The sequence below is a fragment of the Psychrobacter okhotskensis genome, assembly GCF_013248965.1.
Classification (GTDB): domain Bacteria; phylum Pseudomonadota; class Gammaproteobacteria; order Pseudomonadales; family Moraxellaceae; genus Psychrobacter; species Psychrobacter okhotskensis.
In genome coordinates this window covers 54,090-75,252 of sequence record NZ_JABRVQ010000018.1, presented here as the reverse complement: position 1 = coordinate 75,252, position 21,163 = coordinate 54,090, and the positions used below count along the sequence as shown (strand labels likewise).

The window sequence follows — 21,163 nt, the reverse complement described above, 5'->3', positions numbered from 1 at the left end:
AGTTCATGGTTGCAATCTCACTTTGGTCGGTGGATAAAGACTTTGATGCTAGCGCATCTAGGTCTTTTTTTCACCTCATATTTGGTATTGCACTTCATGTGTTAATCTAAGCTATATAAAAACCAGTTTTACCCAGCAAATTCTTAATTATAGTGCAGTAGATAAGTGACAGAGTTTTTAAAGCCAATTTTTCATCTTAAAATATATCATAAGTACTCGATTATTTTCTATTAGTACGTTCGTTACACAATATTATACTTTTTTATTTTATCTCTTCATCACATGGTTATGTTCATCATTATATGCCATTAATAATGATACAAATGGTCTCTTTTAAACAATAAAAACTCGCATTATGGCGGTCGATGACTTACAATACCCGCAAATTTGCTTTGACCGATTGGATTTATCAGGCACTAGCCAAATAAATCGGTAGGGCATAAACCCATCAGTCGACATAAGGAAGTGTGATGAGTGACCTCCAGATTCCCGTTTCAGGGTCCGATGCGCAACCGCCAAATTCGTCCGATAACCACAACGACCTATCAGGCAGCTATGTTGATTTGCATAAGCCAAGCTCAAGCTTTGATAGCCGTGATGATTATCTCAATCATGAACTACAGATTATGCAGCCAAAACGCTGGCGCATGAACTTGCCGTTCCGTGATTATCGTTTTGAGTATGAAGATACCATTCCGGCGATGGCAGCGACCATTGGTAAAGTGGTTATGGTGGGCGCTATTGCCGCCACTTTTGCAGGGCCACTTGGGTTAAGCGATGCTTTTGTCCTAGAAAATGTCCGTTATGAGCTATTGATTGTCTCGTTCTTCGTTATTTTATTCTCAGGATTTCTGCTACCGACCGCCAACCTTGCTGGTACGCATGGTCCACTGATTCCGCTCATCCCTATCGTGGTTGCCGCTGGTGGGCATCCGATGGCTTTTGGTCTGCTCATCGGTGCTTTTGGCTTATTACTGGCGATTAGCAAAGGGGGGAGTCTACTGGCAAACTTGACCAGTAAAGGTGTGTGCGGTGGTTTATTGCTTTATCTAGGCTTTATTGGTACTACCTCACAAGTCAAAAACCTCTTTGCTTGGGCAGAAGGCATCGGCATGGCGCATATTGCCTTCGTAGTGATTTTATTGACCATTATACTGTATGCGGTGTTAGAGAACTTCCAAAAGCGTTGGCTGGCAGTGCCACTTAGCTGCTTGTTAGGTGGTGGAGTAGCCTTTGCCATGGGCGCACCCTTTGCTTTTGAAACAGGGCCAGGCTTACCAAATATGAGCCCAATGTATTGGTGGGGTGAAGATACAGGTTGGATGCTTGGTCTGCCAACCGTTGAAAGCTTTATCGTGGTGCTACCGTTTGCAGTATTAGCAGTGGCGATGTGGTCGCCAGATTTTTTAGGGCATCAGGTGTTCCAAAAAATCAGCTATCCAAAACGCACTGAGCGTGTGTTAATGGATATCGATGATACGATGACCAGTGCCTCTATTCGTCAGGTGGCAGGCTCAGTATTGGGCGGTGCAAACTTTGCCTCATCATGGGGTACATATATTGTGCCAGCAGCGATTGCTAAGCGTCCTATTCCTGCAGGTGCCGTATTGACAGGGTTGTTCTGTGTTATCGCAGGTATCTGGGGCTATCCAATGGACTTGGCTATTTGGGAGCCCGTGATGTGTGTGGCACTGATTGTCGGCGTTTTTATTCCGTTACTTGAGGCAGGTATGGAGATGACACGCGAAGGAAAAACCACGCAGTCTGCTGCGATTGTCGTCTTTGCATCGGCACTGGTGAATCCTGCCTTTGGTTGGTCGATTACCCTTGTGCTTGATAATCTAGGGTTAATTGGTTCTAAAGAACGTAGTGCGAATTTATCAAAGATGAGCCGTTGGATTATTCCTGTGATTACTTTTGTGATATTGACTGGCGTGATGGCTATTGTCGGTATGTTACCGGGTATTCCAGCGCTAATGTCTAATTTTCGCCACTAGCAGCGCTTTATAAAATACAAGTAGCATTTTAAACTATAGAAAAAGTCAGCTTGGTGCTGGCTTTTTTTCTGTCTGACGTTACACTGATAGTTGCCTTGCAAAACTTTCGCTATCGCCCCATAAACAGCTATATATCAGTATCTTGAGAACAATAAATTCTATGGTAACCGTCTCAGAAACAAGTCCCGTCGATGATAAAAAAGCCCGTCTAAAGCATTTGATTCAGCGCCTGCCAAATTTGCCAGGTGTTTATAAAATGCTGGGTAAGAATGGCGATATTTTATATGTCGGTAAAGCCAAATCGCTAAAAAGTCGCGTCAACAGCTACTTCGCTAAGACGATTGATCATCCAAAAACACGGGCATTGGTGGCGCGGATACATAATATAGAGACCATTATTACCCGTAGTGAGACCGAAGCGCTACTACTCGAGCAAAACCTGATTAAAGAGTACCGTCCGCCTTATAACGTGCTACTGCGTGATGACAAATCTTATCTGTATGTGTTTATTTCAGCGGATAAGCCTTATCCACGGCTGGCGTATGGACGCGGTAAGGGCAATCACCAAAAAGGTCGCTTCTTTGGGCCTTTTCCCTCTGCTCACGCGGCAAAAGAGACATTGGTTTTGATGCAAAAAATGTTTCAGATGCGCCAATGTACCAATACCTTTTTCAAGCAACGTAAGCGCCCTTGTCTTGAGTATCAGATTAAGCGTTGCCGTGCGCCCTGCGTGGGCTTGGTATCGCCAGAAGAATATGCAGAGGATGTGAATAACACCATTCGCTTTCTCAAAGGCGACTCTAGCGACATTCATAGTGCTTTGATTGAAAAGATGGAAGGTGCCGCCGAAGAATTAGACTTTGAAAAGGCGGTCTTTTATCGTGACCAGCTGTCTATGCTGCGTGAAGTCCAAGCTAAGCAAGCCGTTTATACTGTGCAGGGCGAGGCCGATGTGATTGCTATTGCCAGTCAGGCAGGCATGACCTGTGTCAACGTACTGACCGTCCGTGGCGGGCGTGTGCTTGGCGGTAAGAACTATTTTCCTGACGTCGATAGTAGCGAGCCGCTTGCTGATAATTTATCTGCCTTTATTACCTCGTTCTACTTTCAGGTGACGGATGACTTGCCAGCAGAAATTATGTTAACTCATGAGCTACCTGATCAAGTTGCAGTGAGTGAAGCGCTGGCCAGCCATTTTGGTAGCAAAGTCGTCATCAAAACCAACGTACGTGAACATCGTGCCGAATGGTTAGATTTGGCAAAATTGAACACGAATAATGCGCTTAAGACTAAGTTGGGTGATTATTTAGAGCTGCATTCGCGCTTTGGCGCATTGAAAGACGTATTGGCCGATGTCACTGAGCGAACGATTGATAGAATTGAATGCTTTGATATCTCGCATACGATGGGTGAGGCGACCATCGGTAGCTGCGTTGTCTTTGACCAAGGTGGATCACGTCGCCGTGATTATCGTCAGTATGCCATCCATGATATTGTCGGTGGCGATGACTATGCCGCGATGAAGCAAGTGCTGACACGGCGTTATAAGAAGCAGCCGCTGCCTGATTTATTGCTGATTGATGGTGGTAAAGGTCAACTTGGCATCGCTAAAGAGGTATTGACCGAGTTGGGTATTCTTAATGATACGCTGCTCATTAGTGTGGCAAAAGGTGAGGGGCGTAAGGCCGGACTTGAAGTATTGCACTTTATCGATCATGAGCCGCTTGATTTGCCAATGGATAGCAAGGCGTTGCATTTATTGATGCACGTTCGTGATGAAGCCCATCGTTTTGCCATCACAGCGCACCGTAAGAAGCGTGATAAGCGCCGTTCATCATCAGTGCTAGAGGTCATACCGGGGCTTGGTGAAAAGCGTCGTCGTGACTTGCTGAATCACTTTGGCGGAATGCAGCAATTGCTTGGAGCATCACAACAAGAGCTGGCAGGTGTGCAGGGGATTGGTCCCATTTTGGCGAAAACGGTTTATAAAGTATTGCATGAGTAATCTGATTGATCGTAAAAAAGGGCTGTCCTAGAAATATCTAAGACAGCCCCAATTTTTCAATCATTTCTAATGAGTGAGCGACAGTTATTCAGCAGCTTTTATTTTATAAGTCACAAATCTAAAATCTAAATCACTCTTTTCATCGTGCATCTGCTCAGACTCTTCTGCCACTGTAAAGTCATTTGGTATTTTAGGATAAAAGGCTTCACCATCAGCGATTTCGGTATCTACATGAGTCAGCTCAATGCGATCGGTATACATCATCGCTTCTTTAAATACCCGCTCACCGCCAATGACCCAAATCGTATCAAGGTGCGCCCCATGTGCCAGACTTGCCGCCTGCGTTAAGGCATCATCTAAATTATGTACGACATAAGCGTTGTTTTTGCCCACAAGGCCTTGTTGATCAGCATAATCCATCTGAGCGCTGATGATAAAGCTTACCCGCTTTGGCAACGGCTTGCTGCCCATTGACTCAAAAGTCTTACGCCCCATAATGACGATACCTTGAATAGCGCCATCGTTATCTTTGGTCGTCATTTTTTTAAAGTGCTGCAAGTCTGCTGAGATATGCCACGGCAGTGCATTGTCTTTACCGATACAACGATTGCTACTGATAGCAGCAATTTGGGCGACTTCAGTGTGGGCATAACTCATAAGGTATCCTTTTTATTATCTATAAAATGCTATTCTTATTTAAAATATTTAGTCAGACAAATGCTATACAGCAACCTTTGCTTTGATAGCAGGATGCGACTCGTAGCTATCGACGCTAATATCTTCATATTTAAAAGCAAAAATATCATTAACATCAGGGTTAAGTGTTAATGTTGGAAGCGTATAGAGCTCACGTGTCAGTTGCAGCTCGACTTGCTCACGGTGGTTTTGGTAAATATGACAATCGCCACCCGTCCAGATAAATTCACCAACCTCTAGTCCGCAAACTTGCGCGACCATATGGGTCAACAGCGCATAGCTAGCGATATTGAACGGCACACCGAGGAATAAATCCGCTGAGCGCTGATAGAGCTGGCAGGACAGTTTATTGTCCGCGACAAAGAACTGAAATAGTGTGTGACAAGGTGGCAAAGCGACTTGCTCTGCTTCACCGGGATTCCAGCCGGAGACGATCAAGCGTCGTGAATTGGGATTGGTCTTGATTTGCTCAACGACTTGGGTGATTTGATCGACACCATCGTTATTATAGCTGCCATCGTCACGCTTACTCGCGCCATAATTGCGCCACTGATGACCATAAACGGGCCCTAAATCCCCAGCAGGACGATTAAAGCGCGCCGTCTGCTCAGCCGTTGCCCATTCATTCCAAATACGCACGCCATTTACTTGTAAGTAATCAACGTGAGTACTACCGCTTAAAAACCACAGTAGCTCATAAACGATAGACTTAAAATGCACTTTTTTAGTCGTCAGCAGCGGAAAGCCTTCTGCCAAATCAAAACGCAGCTGCGCGCCGAAGTGACTGAGAGTACCCGTGCCCGTGCGATCGCCTTTTTCAGTGCCTTCACTCATAACCTGACGCAGCAAATCCAAGTAGGCTTGCTCATTTTTACTCTGCTTGTGGTGACTAATGGAGTTGCTAGTGCTCATAAAGTTACTCTTCTACGCTGCTAAAACGCATCATTGATATAGTGATTAACAGGGTTTTTGGGGCAAAGTACTGCTTTATACAAGATTGCTTTATACAAGATTGCTTTATACAAAATAATGCTTAATAAGCCGCTTGCTTACCCCAGTCATAGATACCGCGTTTGTAAGCATAAATCAGTAGGATGAAGCCTGCAATAATCATCGGTGCGCTGAGTATTTGACCTTTGGTCATCCAACCCAACAACACAAACCCTTGGTCAGCATCTGGCTGGCGGAAGAATTCGATGATAAAGCGGCTAATACCATAACCCAACAAGAATACAGCCGTCGCAGCCATACGCGGGCGCGGCTTCGATGAATACCACCATAAGAAAAGGAACAATAGCAGTCCTTCTGCTAAGGCTTCGTATAACTGCGATGGGTGGCGCGGCAATAAATACTGTCCATTTACCTCAAGCATCAATTCTTGTAGCTCAGGATTGGTCTGTAATTGCTGCATATCAAAGGCGGCCGCTTGCGGGAAATACGTCAGCCAGTTATAGCCGCCATCAGAGACACGGCCCCACAGCTCCCCATTGATATAGTTGCCGATGCGACCGAACAGTAAGCCCGTCGGTACACAAGGAACGATAAAGTCAAAGACTTGAAAAGGTGTCTTCTTATATTTACGGGCGAAGAACCACATACCGAGCATCACGCCGATGAAACCACCGTGGAATGACATACCGCCTTCCCAAACCTTGAGAAGGTACGCCGGATTTTGCAACAGCTCGCCGAACTGATAAAACAACACATAACCGATCCGACCACCTAAAATGACACCAAGCGCGCCATAAAAGACCAAATCAGAGACCATATCGGTGGTCCAACTGTCGCGTTTGGTACTGCGATACCATGCTAGACCGAACGCCGCGGCAAAGGCCAATAAATACATCAGTCCGTACCAGTGTACTTCTACCGGACCCAAGGACAGCGCGACAGGGTCATATTGCGGATGAATCATCATAAGGATATCATTATTATTGATAATAGAATGTGGGTCATAATAGCAAAAATAGTTTGTTAGGCATACCAAATTACTATTAGGCGAATCCCATCGTAACAACTTATCTGCTACTGGTAACATCTAGAAAGAAAGATAGAAAACCGCTAAGATATAAAAGAGCTCCTTGAGAAAAGTGCTTTAAGAAATAATGCTTAGAATAACGATTATAATAAATATAGCATCATGTTTAATAAAGCGTTACAGAGCATGGGCTTGCGCTAATGAAACCTATTAATGGATTAAACGTACTTTTAAGGAATGATTATGCAAGCTGATTTATCCAAAGTGGCAATATCATCTAAGTTGATTGCTAAAACGCGGTTAATGTCGCTGAGTTTATTTGGCATAGTGGCTTTAAGTGTGACTCCTGCTCAGGCAGCCAATAGCAGTATTGAGCAAGTGACGATTTATCAAGGCTTAGCCAGTGTCACCCGTGCGTTACCCATTACTAATAGTGGCGAGCAAACGCTGGTTTTTTCTTGTTTATCCCCTTATATCGATAAAGACAGCCTGAGTGTGCAAGCGGCTAATGACGTTAATATTGGCGAAGTCAGCATCGAAACCTTAAGCGCTGAACAAGCGGCACAGTGTCAATATCAAGGTGATGCCAACGTACAGACGCAGCAGAATAATTTGGACGCGATTAATGCGGAGTTAGAGGCGGCACGCTTAGCAAAAGCCTACTTGCAAAACCTTACCAAGGTCACGCAAATGAGTACAGAGAGTAGCCTTGCCGATAGTGCGCGTGAGGTAGAGACGCAAGCGGCCAGTATCAATAAAAGAATTTTGAATATTCAGCAGCGCCAAGCGCGCGCGCAAGATACGCTGAACCAGCTGATGGCCGGCAGTACAACTCAAGCACAGGATAGTGTGACGCAAGTGAGTGTGCGCGTCGCAAGTCGTTCGCCAAGCAGCGTCAAGCTGCATTATCAAGTGCGCGGCGCCAGTTGGGAGCCGACCTATCAAGCACGTCTCAATACGGAGAGCAAACAATTAAACATCATCGCCTCTGCCGTTATTGCCCAGCAAACAGGGGAGAATTGGCTAAAGGTTCCTTTGGTATTAAGCTCAGTTAATCCCACTCAAACCACGACCAGCCAACTACCAAGAGTCGAGCGCTTGTCATTATATGAAGAACAGCCAAATAGTAAATTGTCACGCTATGCACAGCCTATGATGGAGTCTGCTCCAGTCGTTGTTGTAGGTAGTGATAGCTATGGCGGAGCAGGGGCTGCAGAGATGCCACCGCTACCGAGCTTTAGCGTGAGCAGTCAGAATAAAAACGGCATCACCGAATATCGACTGCCGCAGCGTATTAGTATTCCAAGTGATGGCAGGCGGGTACGGACGGTTATTGATGAGCAATCAGGCAGTAGCAAGCTGTGGATTCGTAGTACCCCGAGTGTGGAAGCCGCTGGCTACTGGTACGCATCCGCGCCGTTCTTGACTCCGGCTTGGGTCGATGGCTCTTTGCAATTGTACCGTGATGACAACTATGTCGGGCAATCGCGCTATAGCTACCAGAATCTAAAAGAGCAGGGTATTGGTTTTGGCATCGATCCCAGTATGCTGGTCAAGCAACTCACTGATGAAGACAAACAAGGTGATAAAGGCGTGTTTAATCGTCAGCAAACCAGAACGACCATCCAAGCCTATCAGTTCACCAATCAGCACAATCGTAGCGTGCATTTACAAGTCTTGGGTAGTGAGCCGGTTAGCAGTGATGACAGTATTAAGGTCACTGCGACGCACACCCCAGCAGTGAGCCAAAAAGACTGGAATGACAATAAAGGTATGGTCGCTTGGGAGTTTGATTTGCCGAGTAAACAGTCGCAAGTGATGCAGTCTACTTATCAAATTAGCTATCCGGCTGATAAGCAGTTAAACACCAATTAATGCTAAATAAGAGCTAGGGTCTGTTGAACATTCAAATATTAGGACTGCTGATCGCTAAAATCGTCCCAAACCTTTTATCAAATCAGGCGTAAACCGACGATAATGTCGAGACCTTAGCTAGGTTTACAACAACGTTTGGGGTGATTTTAGCATCAGCCCCAAGTATACAAGCAGGGGCAGGGCTATTTTTTGCCAATACATGGCGAAATTGTCTAACCTAGAACGACTAGTCGTCAAAAATTTCACTGCGTATTGTCTAAAAACTAGACGCTGCCAGTACCACATTTGAATGTTCATCAGACCCTATATAATCGATTCAATTGAAAAAAATATAATACCGATGGGAGTGCTGTTAGGATAAATTTTTTGAAGCCTCTGGAGTGCGAAGCGCACAGCAAGCTAGGAAAATTTATACCAGCAGGACGCTATTTTGAACGACCCTTTTTGATATCGGAACGATTATATAATAATCATATAAAAGGAATGCTATGTGTATCGTCGCCATTGCTTGGCAATTATTTGATGAGCTGCCTTTGGTTTTATTGTCCAATCGCGATGAGTTTTTGCAGCGCCCAACCGAGCCGTTACATCAATGGGCTGATCACCCTATCTATGCCGGACGCGATAAACAAAGCGGCGGCACTTGGTTAGGTATCTATCAAAAGTCATATGACGATTTATATGAGCAAAACGGACGTTGGGCAGCGGTATTGAACTTTCGCGATGGCGTGCAGGCAAGTAATGACGAACGCTCACGTGGTGAACTGGTCACCGATTTCTTGACCAGTACGCTAAGCCCGATAGAGTTTGCACGGCAAATCAGTTTGCAAGACTATGCTGGCTTCAATTTAATTATAGGTGATGCGACCCAAGCGGTCCTCGTAAATAATCGTGGTCATGCTCCCACGCCCTTACATGCAGGATTGCACGTTATCTCTAACGGTCAGCCAGAGGATAGCTGGTTCAAAACTGAGCGCCTACGTGGCAGACTGCGGCAAGAAGTATTGCCCTTGATTGCTGAGAATAGCTCACCTGCATACTGGCAACAGGCGGCCTTTGAGGTGCTGTCAGATAATATCAAAGCACCAGCGGACAAGCTGCCAGATACTGGCATGACCAATGAGATTGAGCAAACCTTGTCTTCTGTTTACATCGAGCCTGTCGCTTTTGGCGATAGTGCTAAGAACGTACCAACTTATGGCACTCGCACTCAAAGTATCTTAACGTTGCGTGATGAGGATAAAGGCTCAAATTTTACAGCTCAGATTGTCAGTCGCGAGTACCCACACTCAGCAGTTGGTGAATAAAACAATCACTTATTTTCAGTCATATGCACCCTTGTTCTCACACGAACCAGTAGGCAATTTTAAAAACCCTAAAGTAATTGTGGTTTTTGCTTTAAAGTGTCGCGCTTATGGCTTACACTCACTGAGTAGGGGCTTAGAATTTACTGCTAGTATCTAATGCAATTACTGACTATTAAATGACAGTCAGGGCGTGTTTTCAATTCATTCAATACTCATCTAGATGGGCTAAAAATGGATAAACCTTGCCAAACATTGTCAAATAGCTGGTTAATATCCCGATATTATCTACGCTATTTTTCTTGTTTGACGGCAATTGATCTCATTTTTATCACCATTTTTGAAATGAAGACACGCCCTAGTATGAATCAAATAAGTGTCAAAACAGTGTGAAAACAGTGTCAAAACAAGGAGTGTGACATGAGTATGATGAAATCACTAATATTTGTTGCGCCAGGTAAAATTGAAATTGCAGAGAAGAAAATTCCCGATGTTGGGCCCAATGACGCTCTTATAAAAATCACTACAACGACCATTTGCGGCACCGATATTCATATTTTTAAGGGTGAGTATCCCGTTGCTCAAGGGTTGACCATTGGTCATGAGCCAGTCGGTATTATCGAAAAGCTCGGTAGTGCGGTGATGGGTTATGAAGAAGGTCAACGAGTGATTGCTGGCGCGATTTGCCCAAGTTTTACTTCTTATGCCAGCCAAGATGGCTTTCCTTCACAAGATGGTGGTTACATCGGGCCAGACGGGACTTGTCCTTGTCATGGTTATAAAGCGACTGGCGGATGGCGCTTCGGTAATATCATCGATGGCACGCAAGCCGAATACGTTTTAGTACCCGATGCGCAGGCCAACCTAGCGCCTGTGCCTAATGGGCTGACTGATGAGCAAGTGCTGATGTGCCCAGACATCATGTCTACTGGTTTTAAGGGTGCTGAAAATGCCAATATCAAAATTGGCGATATCGTGGCTGTATTTGCGCAAGGTCCAATTGGATTGTGCGCCACTGCTGGTGCCAAGCTGAGAGGGGCGTCTACCATTATCGCTATTGATGGCAATAACGAGCGCTTAGCGATGTCTAAGAAACTGGGGGCCGATATTACCCTCAATTTTAACGAAGTGGATATCGTTGACGAGATTATGAAAATTACTGCGGGTCGCGGGGTTGATAGCAGTATCGAAGCATTGGGCTTACAATCTACCTTTGAACAATGTCTGAAAATTTTAAAACCAGGCGGTACGCTATCAAGCCTTGGCGTTTATTCAGAAGACTTAAGCATCCCCATGTCACACTTTGCAGCAGGTCTTGGTGATCATACTATCCGCACCGCCTTGTGCCCGGGTGGTAAAGAACGGATGCGTCGTCTATTAAATGTGGTGGAGTCAGGGCGTGTCGATTTATCTGAAATGGTCACACATACCTACGCGCTAGACGATATTGTTGCAGCCTATGACTTATTTATGCATCAACGTGATGGCGTACTAAAGGTTGCCATCAAACCATAAATCTAGGGCGTGTCCTCATTTTCATCACCATTTAGATTGTTATCAGTTGAATTGAGGACACGCCCTAGCTATTTTAAATATAAAAAATCCTGCATCCATAATAGATGCAGGATTTTTTATATTCACTACCAAACAAACAATAAACCAGAGGCTAGGTAAGAAGCAAATGGTTGGTCTGCTCAGGGATAATCAGTTCTTGTTTAAGCGGTAATTCACGTGCCAGCTCTTGCAAAGCACGACGGTATACCCCGCGTTTAAAGTGAATCACTTGTCCGAGTGGATACCAGTAGCTGACCCATTGCCAATGGTCAAATTCCGGTTTTCCCTCATCAAAGCGGATATGTTGAGTATTTGGCTCATCTAAGCGCAGCAAAAACCACTTTTGTTTTTGCCCAATACACAAAGGGTGCTGTCCATGACGCACATAGCGTTTCGGCAGCCGATAACGCAACCAATCTTGCGTGACTGCCAATAAATCTACATGACGCGGATGTAAACCGACCTCTTCCCAGAGCTCGCGATACATTGCATCCATCGGCGTCTCCCCGCGGTCGATACCGCCTTGAGGAAACTGCCAAGCGTTGTGACCAATACGTTTTGCCCACAGAACCTGCCCTTGTGTATTTGCCAAGATGATGCCGACATTGGCGCGAAAGCCGTCTGCATCTATCATGACTAACCCTTTTTAATTTGTCTAAAAATAGCTTATTTCAACATGACACAACGATAGCAATCATAATTATTATAGGGTGACAGTTATCAATATCAGGTAAAAATAAGATTCATTACCGTTATTAAACCAAGAAACAAGCAAAATGTGTAACAGTATTTTGCTATAAAATGTTTCACGAGTTTAACCCTTTAAAATCAGACAGTTATAAATGGATTTTTGTAGGTAAATTTTAGACGCCATAACGATAAATCTAAGTTATATTTAAAAAGACATATTCAGAGCAGAACGATAAATCTCACTAGCCAAAGTGAACACTCAAAAATAGACTCATCAAACGCTCAGGGTAATAATCTAAGACAGTGGCTTTTTAAAATCTCGTTTTAGCTTATGCTACACTAGGGCGTGTCCTCAATCTGAACCCTAAATGGTAAGTGGGCTAATCTCAAGCAAAAATAAAATATTCAGCCAATAAAAAACGTTTAAATCACACATTAAAATAAGGGTAATCTAACATGTCAGAGTCAAAAGCAAGCGTTACGTGGCAAGAAAATAAAGCCTTTATGGGCGTGTCCCCATCGGGACATAACGTTCAAATCGATGCCGATAAAGAGAAGGGTTCCAGTCCCATGGAGCTAATCCTACTAGGGCTAGGTGGTTGTGCGAGCTACGATGTGGTAGCGATTTTACAAAAGTCACGTCAAGCAGTGACAGACGTGCGTTGTGAGCTGACAGCTCAGCGTGCTGAAACCGTCCCAGCTGTCTATACTGACATTCATATGCATTTTGTGGTGACTGGTCAAGATATCAAAGATAAACAAGTTGAAAAGGCGATTCATTTATCAGCAGAAAAATACTGCTCGGCCAGTAGAATGTTGGTACAAGGTGGGGTGAATATTACCCATGATTTTGAAGTGATTGCAGGGTAGGGGCAAATAGACTAATGAATGCACTCTTTGGGTTGATCCCTAATACCGCAGCGTCAGCGATTTGGGCGATGGTGGTGGCAAGTCTGTTACCACTCGCTATGGCACTGACTGCGAAAGCCATTGGTGGCTTTAACTTGGCTGACAATGCGCATCCGCGTGACTTTTTACACAGTACGACTGGCGCAGCAGCACGTGCTAATGCCGCTCAGCAAAACAGCTATGAGACATTACCCGTATTTTTGGCAGCGGTATTAGTGGCGATGTTGTTCTTTGTACCGCAATCAATTATCAACATGCTGGCTTGGCTTTATGTGCTTATTCGGGTTGGCTATTGCGTGGCTTACATTACTAATTTGGCAACGTTTCGCTCGATACTTTGGGTGTTATCAATTGCTTGTTGTTTGATGCTTTTTTATCTGGCCATTCGGGTAAGCGTCTAGCGTTCGTTTTTTATCGAAAGACCAGTTTAGAATAAAGGCAGGTATTATTATCGGACACTCATTCGTAGTGCGCTAATAATAGCTGCTTTATTTTTTTCTCGTTTTATACTGTCCCATAATATCTTTGCCTCGCTATAGCCTTTGGTGAGCATCGCTAACCATTGTTTATAACGCCCGACCAACACCACATCACTTTTCGCGGCACCTTCTAAAAACTTAATCTGATGCCCGATTAAATCTTCCCATGCTAAGGCGGTCAACGTTGCTGTATCATTATTATGGCCATCAACCTGTGCAATCAAATCGGGACGAGTAACCGCGCCGCGACCTAACATCAAATGATTGGTCCCCGCTTGCATCATACAATTCTGTGCATGCTCGGCGTTCCATATTTCACCATTGGCAATGACGGGAATATCTAAGTTGTAAAAGTTTTGGATTTTATCCCAATAGGCTGGCGGTTTATAGCCTTGGGTTTTTGTTCGTGCGTGAATGGTTAGCCAGTCTGCACCACTTGTAGCAATTGCAGCTTTGATGTCATCCATACGACTGGTGTCGGTATAGCCCAAACGTATTTTGGCTGAGACTGGAATGTCAGTAGGTACGGCTTGACGCACGGCACTGATAATATCGTACATCACTTCAGGCTCATCCAACAGTATCGAGCCACCGCGATGGCTGTTTACCGTTTTGGCAGGACAACCAAAGTTAATATCAATCGCCGGCGCACCAAGCTCACAAGCGTATGCCGCATTTTCTGCCATCAGCTGCGCTTCACTACCGAGCAACTGGACATGAATGGGCGTACCTGAGGTAGTCTTAGCATCATGATGCAGCTCCGGCACGTATCTATAAAATACATGCGCGGGCAAGACATGCTGAGTCACACGAACAAACTCGCTGACTGACCAATCATAAGGACGACCTAAATCTGTCGCAATTTGCGTTAGAATTTGCCGCATCAACGGATCGGTCAAGCCTTCCATTGGCGCGAGCAGGCGAACGGGATTAGCAAATAACTGTTGTATGGTGTTTTGGCGTGTCTGAAGTTGCTGATTATGATTCATGATCGGAGAGTCAACATTATAAATTGAGAATGACAAAGGCGATAAAGGGTGAGCTCGAGCAACATTAAGTATTGCCAAAAATCACTTTTTTACCCGTCTGCAATCCTGATATCAAGTCTTTGATATGATGGATGTCCAAATTACTTTGCGCGCGTGTGCAAGCGACATAGAGCAAACGCAATTCTTCTGGGCTGATTTTGACCGCATTAGTGGTCACATCATAATAAAAGTCATCATCTAATTGCACCTTTCCCCATTCAAGACCTTTCGCTTTATGCGCGGTTGAGATGACATAGTCAGCATTTTCAATACTGGATAAGCTGTTGACGGCTTGGCTCAAAACATTGGTGCCATGGTCGTCGACCAGTTTAACCAAGGTTTTAAGGTCACTGCCTTCGTTGGTTTCAGAGTATTCTTGGACGTCACCCCAATTATAAAAATACGCGAGTTCGGGCACGCCATACGCCGATTTACCATTCTTTAAGTTTTCGGCTGCCTGACAAAACTTAAGCATACGATCGGTATCCGCTTGTAGCGCCACTCGGTGACCGAGTTTGAGACCAGTCAATAGCTGCGACATTGCTGCCGCATTGGTACGACATAGGATGGCATCTTTTTTACTGTGTACCATGCCTTTTTCGGTAGAAGACTGCTTATTGGGATTGCCTTTTAACGGTACGTCTTCTTGCAGGGCTTTGAGCAAAGTATTGGCAATCTCAGCAATCGGTTCACCAAAGCGAAACGACTGCGTCAACAAGGTCTGCGGCAATGGCAGCTTTTTCATCGCATTGACCGCGCCGCGCCACTCATAAATCTGCTGATGGGCGTCGCCGACATAAATCACCTGCCGTGGCTGCTGGGTCAAAATCCCCATCATTAAGGGGTCGGCATCTTGCGCTTCATCAAACAAGATGAAATCCGCAGGAATACTGGGCTTGGATAATGCCCATAATTTAAGATAGATATCATGCCCAATACCAGCCGGATGGCGCGCATCAATCGATTGTAGCCAGCGTTGCTCAACGGCGGGGTAGAGCATCTCGCGCAGCTGCTCGGCATCAGAATCATCGAGCCAACTTGGAAATTCAATATGCCGTGGTGCAGGATAACTGGCATGCGTACTACAAAAATTGTTCACCGCATCACTAACGAAGCGCGACAAGCGTGCTGGCGTGAGGGTGATATATTTATTAACCCCATCCATTTGCCGACGTACTTGCACCGGTTGTAAGCCTAAATCATCACCCAGACGTTTGGGTGAAAAGCGTGGTAATGACAGTTTGGCGGTAATATCACGGGCGACATGACGATAGGCGAGTGAGTGAAAGGTACGGCAATCCACGTGACCGGGGAATTTTTGCCGCGCATCGTTGGCAATCGCCTTGTTAAAGGCTAGATATAAGCCGCGCCCACGTAGGCGTTCACCGATTAATTTGAGCGTCGTCGTTTTACCTGCGCCTGCATAAGCGACCACCTTAAATGACTTGTGATCCATCGCCATATTGAGCGCGCTCAGCTGCTCATCAGTGGGATCGCTCATATAAGCTGGCATAGATGCGGACATAATAAAACTACCTAAAAGACTAAAAGTGAGTAAAAACGATGGGGGTAAAAAAAGCCACTGGATAAGCAATGGCTGGCGAACAATAATGACGCTTAGTAAGGCTAATAACTACTAAGCTAATAAATGGGGTAGAGGACAGTCGAAAACAATTACTATAGGGGCTGTGTTTTTTTACTCGTTATCTACGGCTGCCGAATCAGAATTAGGCTTTTCTTTGATTAAGATTTTTGCTAATAGCAGCCCTAACTCAAACAATAGCCACATGGGAATGGCGAGTAACAACATCGACACACCATCAGGCGGTGTAACGACTGCTGACACGGCAAAACAACCCACAATAATATAGCGACGTTTCTCTTCTAGGCTTTGAATGGAGACAATGCCCACCAATATCAACAGTAAGGTCACCACTGGAATCTCAAAAGTCAGGCCAAACACCATAAACAGCTTAAGTGCAAAGCTTAAATAACTGTCGATATCCGTCATCGGCAAGACATTCTGCGGCGCAAACATGATAAAGAATTTCAACACGCCTTTGAGCACGATAAAGTAAGAAAAAGCCACACCCGCATAAAATAAAAAAATTGATGACGCAAGCACAGGAATCGCGATTTTTTTCTCTTTTTTATACAACCCCGGTGCGACAAATGACCAAATCTGATACAAAATATAGGGCATGGCACAGAAGGCAGCGACAAAAACGGTCAGGCGTATCGGCGCCATGAAATTGGAGGTGATATCCGTGGCAATCATGGTCGAATTGGCGGGTAGCTGAGCGACCAATGGATCGGATAAAAAATTATAGAGCTCGCGCGAAAACCCAACTAACGCTAAAAATATGACCAACACTGCCACGCATATTTTGATTAAATGCGAGCGTAGCTCAATCAGATGCTCAGTGATTGGCATATCAGCGAGTGAGGCTAATATGTCATTAGAGTCCTCATCAATCGCGGTATCAGCTACTTGCTCTCGGTCTGCGTCAGCGACTTTTTCTTGGCGACTCTTTTTGCGTTTAAATAAACCCACTAATCAGTCTCCTGCTTATTAACAGAAAGCTGTTTGTTTAAAGCGCTGTCTAAAGGCCGGTTTAGTAACATATCTGCTTTATAGTTTGGTAAATAGGGCGCTGCAGGTAAGCGTCGTGCCTTATCATAAGCGCCCAAACGAAACCACATGTTTTCCCATGGCTTGGTGGTGATGGCTTGAGTAATTGGTTGAGTATTAGCAATAGAGGCAGTTTTTGAGGTTTCGTCGTCAGTAGCGTGTTTCAGCAATTGCTCAGAATCTGTTGCTGTTTCGTCCTGACCGTAGGCGTAGTCGAATACCTTGGGCGTGATAGATGGCGTGTTTTTTTGACCGCTAGCATCTTGCTGGTGATTGCCTTTGTCATTATTAGCATGGTCAGCGTCTGGGTCATGCGCAGCTTTTAGAGTCTGGTTCTGTGAAGACTCAAACTCTTGCATACTGCCGCGCATTTCTGCCATCTCACGCCGCATCTCCGCCTCAGTCTCACGGATTTTAGCCAGCTCTTTTTGCATTTGTTGCCGCGTTTCAGCCAAGTCAAGCTCAGCCTCTATTTCAGACTGTAACGTAGAGACCGTACGGCGAATTTTAGCATACCATTGCCCAGCAGTACGCGCTGCTTGGGGCAGTTTTTCTGGACCCAAGACAATTAAGGCAATAACGCCAAAGAGCAGTAATTCAGAAAACCCAATATCAAACATAATGGTTGATTATCACTATCTAGATGCTAGCAGTATTATACCCAGCACTATACTCGGTATTATCAATGGTGCTTATCGTCAACAGGCACAGTGTCAATATCGCTATCTTTCACTTTATTGGTTGCGGCGCGATCTGTTGGGTGTACATTGCCATCATGATCGAGAACCACCTGTTTTTTGGCATGCTCTGCATTTTCGTCTTTGACTGCCTCTTTAAAGCCTTTAACAGCACCGCCCAAATCCTTGCCTGCATTTCTAAGCTTTGAGGTGCCAAATACGACCACCACTACCACCAATAATATCAGCCAATGCGTAATGGAAAAACTGCCCATAATGGTATCCTTAATGTCTTGGTTGCGATATCTATATATGAATGCCTTTATTTTATAGAATATAGATCTATTAAACAAAAAATATAGACGTAAGATGCGAAGCTAAAAAGAGCTATATTATAACCTACCATTGTGACAAAAAGGTGAAAGGTGACAAAAAGGTGAAAGCAATAATAATCAAACAAGGAAGATGCTTATTCTAGAGTTCCACAAGTTATCTTTGTGATTTCACAAGTTATCGAGCCGCTTTTTCATCGATGCCTGATAGTCCAAAGCGTCGTCCCAGCTCATTCAACACCGCGTCCGACTCTATATCGAACCATGCCAGCCCAACCAAAGTATGAAACCAAACGTCGGCCACTTCGTAGATAAGCTCGTGCCGCGCTTCGTCATATTGCGCTTTGTCCGTATTTTCATCACAATGGGCAAAATCTTTGGCAGCGATGATACTCTCTGTGCTTTCTTCGCCCACTTTTTCTAGGATTTTATTCAACCCTTTTGCGTATAAGCTTGCCACATAAGAGCTGTCAGCGTCTGCTTGCTTGCGCTCTGCCAATACCTTATCAAGCTGTTGCAAAATAGAGGTATTGTCCGTTTGGGTATTATGATTTTCAGCGGCGTTACTAGCATTATCCGCATTAAGCGCAGCAGTATCGTGGTTGTGATCAGTAGCGCTGGCGGTTTTATCTGATTGATAAATATCTGCAGGGTCTTTTAATACCTTATCGACAGTTTGCCATTGCGGCGTTTGCCCAGACAAATCCAAACGTTGATAAAAGCAAGACTCGCGACCAGTATGACACGCGATGCCGCCCGCCTGAGTGACACTCAATACAATCACATCTGCGTCACAATCTAAGCGAATATCATGGACTGTCTGAGTATGTCCTGATGACTCGCCTTTATGCCATAACTTGGCACGCGAACGTGAAAAATACACGGCGGTTTTTGTTTGTGCCGTTAATTGAAGCGCTTCAGCATTCATCCACGCCATCATCAAAATGCGCCCCGACGCATGGTCTTGAGCAATCGCAGGAATCAAACCATCAGCGTTAAACTTTATGGCAGTTAGCCAAGCAGGTAAAGTCATAATCTGTCTGTCGTCTTATAATTAGGAAGTGGTCAATAATTAAGTGGTCAGAAATAAAAGTCAATATCAGTATTGGCTATCTACTGATAAGATAAATAAATAGCTTGCGTCTATTGATGGACTACGTAAATTGATGGGTTATATCAGTGTTTATCAGAGCTCGAACAACTGCGGATACAAGGCTTTTTTAATCGTATTATCCAGCGTGGTTACTTTATTAAGGCGAAAGTCATAATTGACAAAATGCTGTCTGGCCTTTGCCACTATTTCGCCATTGTGCATGCGTGTGGCTTTGAACACGATATTGCCGCCATTATCATAAAGTGGCTCAACGCCCACCTCAAACAAAAGCTCTTCACGCGCCCGTACACAGCTGAAAACATTCAGCTGTAACTCATTAATAATCAAGCCTTGATGATCAGCGTTAATCTCTTTAATACCTTTGGCGTATAAAAAACGCTGCATAGCTTCCGTCAGCAAACCGGTCAATGACTCTAGGGCTAAATGTTGACCCATATCAATTTCGGTATTGCGCACGCGCATCACCGTTTCAAACACAAATATTCCGTCATCAAAGTTTAATTCTTGGTTTGACAACGCTTTCTCCTAGAATGATTGTCCATAATCAATTTTTTGAGCGCTTGGCAAGCGAGCTTAGGGCGTGTCCTCAATTCAAGCGCTTGTATCTAAATGGGCTAAAAATGGCTAAATTTTGCCAAACATCGTCAAATAGCTGATTAATATCCTGATATTATTTGCGCTATTTTCCTCATTTGACGGCAATTTATCTCATTTTTATGACCATTTCTAAAATGAGGACACGCCCTAGCAGTCCAAAAGCAACGAGCCGCGTATAATCCAAGACAAATATAGGCGATAAATGGCGTCGTTTATCGTCGCTTTAAGGTATAGCGCCGCTTAGTGTCTACTTAAGCACAGCTCAAGCTGACATTCAATCTATTTGCAAAAAAAATCGTGATTTACTAGGGTCTATTGAACATTCACAAATAGCCGTCACCAGTGCCACATTTGAATGTTCAATAGACCCTAATAATAACCAGACAGAACCTATTAAGGTAAGGCTAAAACTTTCCTTGGCAAAACAGCGCACTATCTGCTAAAATAGCGCCTCCCACCTCGAGGCAAATAGAGGTTTAGTGCTTGTTTTTAAAGCCACTATTCGTTATTGACTATTTGACGACCAGGTTCTATTAAAGACAAAGAGGCAAATCATCATGAAAAATAAGATGAAAACCAGAAGCGGTGCAGCTAAACGCTTCAAAAAAACAGCGAATGGCTTTAAGCGTAAGCAAGCCTTCAAAAGCCATATCTTGACCAAGAAATCAGCTAAGCGTATTCGCCAGTTGCGCGGTCTAAAGATGGTGGACAAATCTGACGAAGCAGCAGTTCGTCGCATGTGCCCATACCTCTAGTCGACTATCGTCATCTATTTTTAATTAAAAATATGTGACTTTGCAATCTGACAACGATGGTTATCATTTCATAACATCGTTAATCGCTTAACAATATCTTGGAGTAATTTATGGCCCGTGTAAAACGTGGTGTACAGGCGAATCGTCGTCACAAAAAAATCTTGAAGCGCGCAAAAGGCTACTACGGTGCCCGTTCACGTGTTTACCGAGTAGCGGTACAAGCAGTGACCAAAGCTGGTCAATATGCTTATCGTGACCGTCGCAACAAAAAACGTACTTTCCGTCGTCTTTGGATTGCACGTATCAATGCTGGTGCACGCTTAAACGGTTTAAGCTACAGCCGCTTTATCAATGGCATGAAATTGGCTAACATCACTGTTGATCGTCGCGTACTTGCTGACATCGCTATGCATGATGCAGCAACTTTCACAGCCTTGGTCGAAAAAGCAAAAGCAGCCCTAGCATAAATATTAACTGTCCTTTAGGCATGCCGCTTGTTAAGTGATTATCTATAGTTACTTACTCATAAGGGATTATCTAA

At 44.5% G+C, this 21,163-nt stretch carries 20 protein-coding genes; 9 read left to right on the top strand and 11 right to left on the bottom strand.

The genetic code is table 11. The annotated features are described in order from the left end of the window. Positions 1-470: 470 nt before the first annotated feature. Together HQR03_RS09790 and uvrC are read left to right on the top strand one after the other, a co-directional pair. The gene (locus tag HQR03_RS09790; RefSeq protein WP_173240041.1) at positions 471-1,997 is read left to right on the top strand and encodes a DUF3360 family protein; all 1,527 of its coding nucleotides are present in this window, start codon (positions 471-473) and stop codon (positions 1,995-1,997) included. Between the two features lie 160 nt (positions 1,998-2,157). Further along, positions 2,158-4,002: an excinuclease ABC subunit UvrC gene (uvrC, locus tag HQR03_RS09785; RefSeq protein WP_101211430.1), complete on the top strand. Its 1,845-nt coding sequence runs from the start codon at positions 2,158-2,160 to the stop codon at positions 4,000-4,002. Between the two features lie 84 nt (positions 4,003-4,086). Here uvrC and HQR03_RS09780 read toward each other — a convergent pair whose 3' ends face one another. The 3 genes from HQR03_RS09780 to lgt form a co-directional block, all read right to left on the bottom strand. Continuing rightward, the gene (locus tag HQR03_RS09780) at positions 4,087-4,659 is read right to left on the bottom strand and encodes a dihydrofolate reductase (protein WP_173240040.1); all 573 of its coding nucleotides are present in this window, start codon (positions 4,657-4,659) and stop codon (positions 4,087-4,089) included. 63 nt (positions 4,660-4,722) lie between these two features. After that, a complete protein-coding gene (locus tag HQR03_RS09775) occupies positions 4,723-5,610 on the bottom strand; it encodes a thymidylate synthase (RefSeq protein WP_173240039.1) in 888 nt (295 codons plus the stop codon). A gap of 121 nt (positions 5,611-5,731) precedes the next feature. Further along, positions 5,732-6,616, bottom strand: coding sequence for a prolipoprotein diacylglyceryl transferase (gene lgt, locus HQR03_RS09770; RefSeq protein ID WP_025651504.1), 885 nt, complete (start codon positions 6,614-6,616; stop codon positions 5,732-5,734). 303 nt (positions 6,617-6,919) lie between these two features. Here lgt and HQR03_RS09765 point away from each other — a divergent pair, with 303 nt between their 5' ends. From HQR03_RS09765 to HQR03_RS09755, 3 genes are all read left to right on the top strand, one after another. Continuing rightward, positions 6,920-8,551 carry a DUF4139 domain-containing protein gene (locus HQR03_RS09765; RefSeq protein WP_244952018.1) on the top strand — a complete coding sequence of 544 codons (1,632 nt, stop codon included), beginning with the start codon at positions 6,920-6,922 and terminating at the stop codon, positions 8,549-8,551. 488 nt (positions 8,552-9,039) lie between these two features. Next, the gene (locus HQR03_RS09760) at positions 9,040-9,858 is read left to right on the top strand and encodes an NRDE family protein (protein WP_173240037.1); all 819 of its coding nucleotides are present in this window, start codon (positions 9,040-9,042) and stop codon (positions 9,856-9,858) included. Positions 9,859-10,275: 417 nt separating this feature from the next. Then, the gene (locus tag HQR03_RS09755) at positions 10,276-11,370 is read left to right on the top strand and encodes an NAD(P)-dependent alcohol dehydrogenase (RefSeq protein ID WP_025651507.1); all 1,095 of its coding nucleotides are present in this window, start codon (positions 10,276-10,278) and stop codon (positions 11,368-11,370) included. Between the two features lie 151 nt (positions 11,371-11,521). Here HQR03_RS09755 and HQR03_RS09750 read toward each other — a convergent pair whose 3' ends face one another. Beyond that, positions 11,522-12,043, bottom strand: coding sequence for an RNA pyrophosphohydrolase (locus HQR03_RS09750; protein WP_025651508.1), 522 nt, complete (start codon positions 12,041-12,043; stop codon positions 11,522-11,524). Positions 12,044-12,555: 512 nt separating this feature from the next. Here HQR03_RS09750 and HQR03_RS09745 point away from each other — a divergent pair. Beyond that, entirely contained in the window at positions 12,556-12,969 is a 414-nt protein-coding gene (locus HQR03_RS09745) for an OsmC family protein (RefSeq protein WP_025651510.1), read from the top strand. A 14-nt stretch (positions 12,970-12,983) separates the two neighbouring features. Beyond that, positions 12,984-13,409 (top strand): MAPEG family protein, encoded by a 426-nt coding sequence (locus tag HQR03_RS09740; RefSeq protein ID WP_173240036.1) that lies wholly within the window; start codon positions 12,984-12,986, stop codon positions 13,407-13,409. A gap of 47 nt (positions 13,410-13,456) precedes the next feature. Here HQR03_RS09740 and HQR03_RS09735 read toward each other — a convergent pair whose 3' ends face one another. The 7 genes from HQR03_RS09735 to HQR03_RS09705 all read right to left on the bottom strand — a co-directional run bounded on the left by HQR03_RS09735 (position 13,457) and on the right by HQR03_RS09705 (position 19,786). Beyond that, positions 13,457-14,476 carry a tRNA dihydrouridine synthase gene (locus HQR03_RS09735; protein WP_173240035.1) on the bottom strand — a complete coding sequence of 340 codons (1,020 nt, stop codon included), beginning with the start codon at positions 14,474-14,476 and terminating at the stop codon, positions 13,457-13,459. 64 nt (positions 14,477-14,540) lie between these two features. Continuing rightward, positions 14,541-16,040 (bottom strand): UvrD-helicase domain-containing protein, encoded by a 1,500-nt coding sequence (locus tag HQR03_RS09730; RefSeq protein WP_025651513.1) that lies wholly within the window; start codon positions 16,038-16,040, stop codon positions 14,541-14,543. 171 nt (positions 16,041-16,211) lie between these two features. Next, positions 16,212-17,069: a twin-arginine translocase subunit TatC gene (tatC, locus tag HQR03_RS09725; protein ID WP_025651514.1), complete on the bottom strand. Its 858-nt coding sequence runs from the start codon at positions 17,067-17,069 to the stop codon at positions 16,212-16,214. Next, positions 17,069-17,767, bottom strand: a complete 699-nt coding sequence (gene tatB / locus HQR03_RS09720; RefSeq protein ID WP_173240034.1) for a Sec-independent protein translocase protein TatB — start codon at positions 17,765-17,767, stop codon at positions 17,069-17,071. The genes tatC and tatB overlap by 1 nt, the downstream gene beginning before the upstream one ends. 62 nt (positions 17,768-17,829) lie before the next feature. Next, entirely contained in the window at positions 17,830-18,099 is a 270-nt protein-coding gene (gene tatA / locus HQR03_RS09715) for a Sec-independent protein translocase subunit TatA (RefSeq protein WP_173240033.1), read from the bottom strand. 235 nt (positions 18,100-18,334) lie between these two features. After that, positions 18,335-19,189 carry a bifunctional phosphoribosyl-AMP cyclohydrolase/phosphoribosyl-ATP diphosphatase HisIE gene (hisIE, locus tag HQR03_RS09710; protein WP_173240032.1) on the bottom strand — a complete coding sequence of 285 codons (855 nt, stop codon included), beginning with the start codon at positions 19,187-19,189 and terminating at the stop codon, positions 18,335-18,337. Positions 19,190-19,342: 153 nt separating this feature from the next. After that, positions 19,343-19,786, bottom strand: a complete 444-nt coding sequence (locus HQR03_RS09705) for a thioesterase family protein (RefSeq protein ID WP_025651518.1) — start codon at positions 19,784-19,786, stop codon at positions 19,343-19,345. 638 nt (positions 19,787-20,424) lie between these two features. Here HQR03_RS09705 and rpmI point away from each other — a divergent pair. Both rpmI and rplT read left to right on the top strand, forming a co-directional pair. After that, positions 20,425-20,622, top strand: coding sequence for a 50S ribosomal protein L35 (gene rpmI / locus HQR03_RS09700; protein WP_025651519.1), 198 nt, complete (start codon positions 20,425-20,427; stop codon positions 20,620-20,622). Between the two features lie 110 nt (positions 20,623-20,732). Further along, a complete protein-coding gene (gene rplT / locus HQR03_RS09695) occupies positions 20,733-21,089 on the top strand; it encodes a 50S ribosomal protein L20 (protein WP_025651520.1) in 357 nt (118 codons plus the stop codon). The last annotated feature ends 74 nt before the right edge of the window (positions 21,090-21,163 follow it).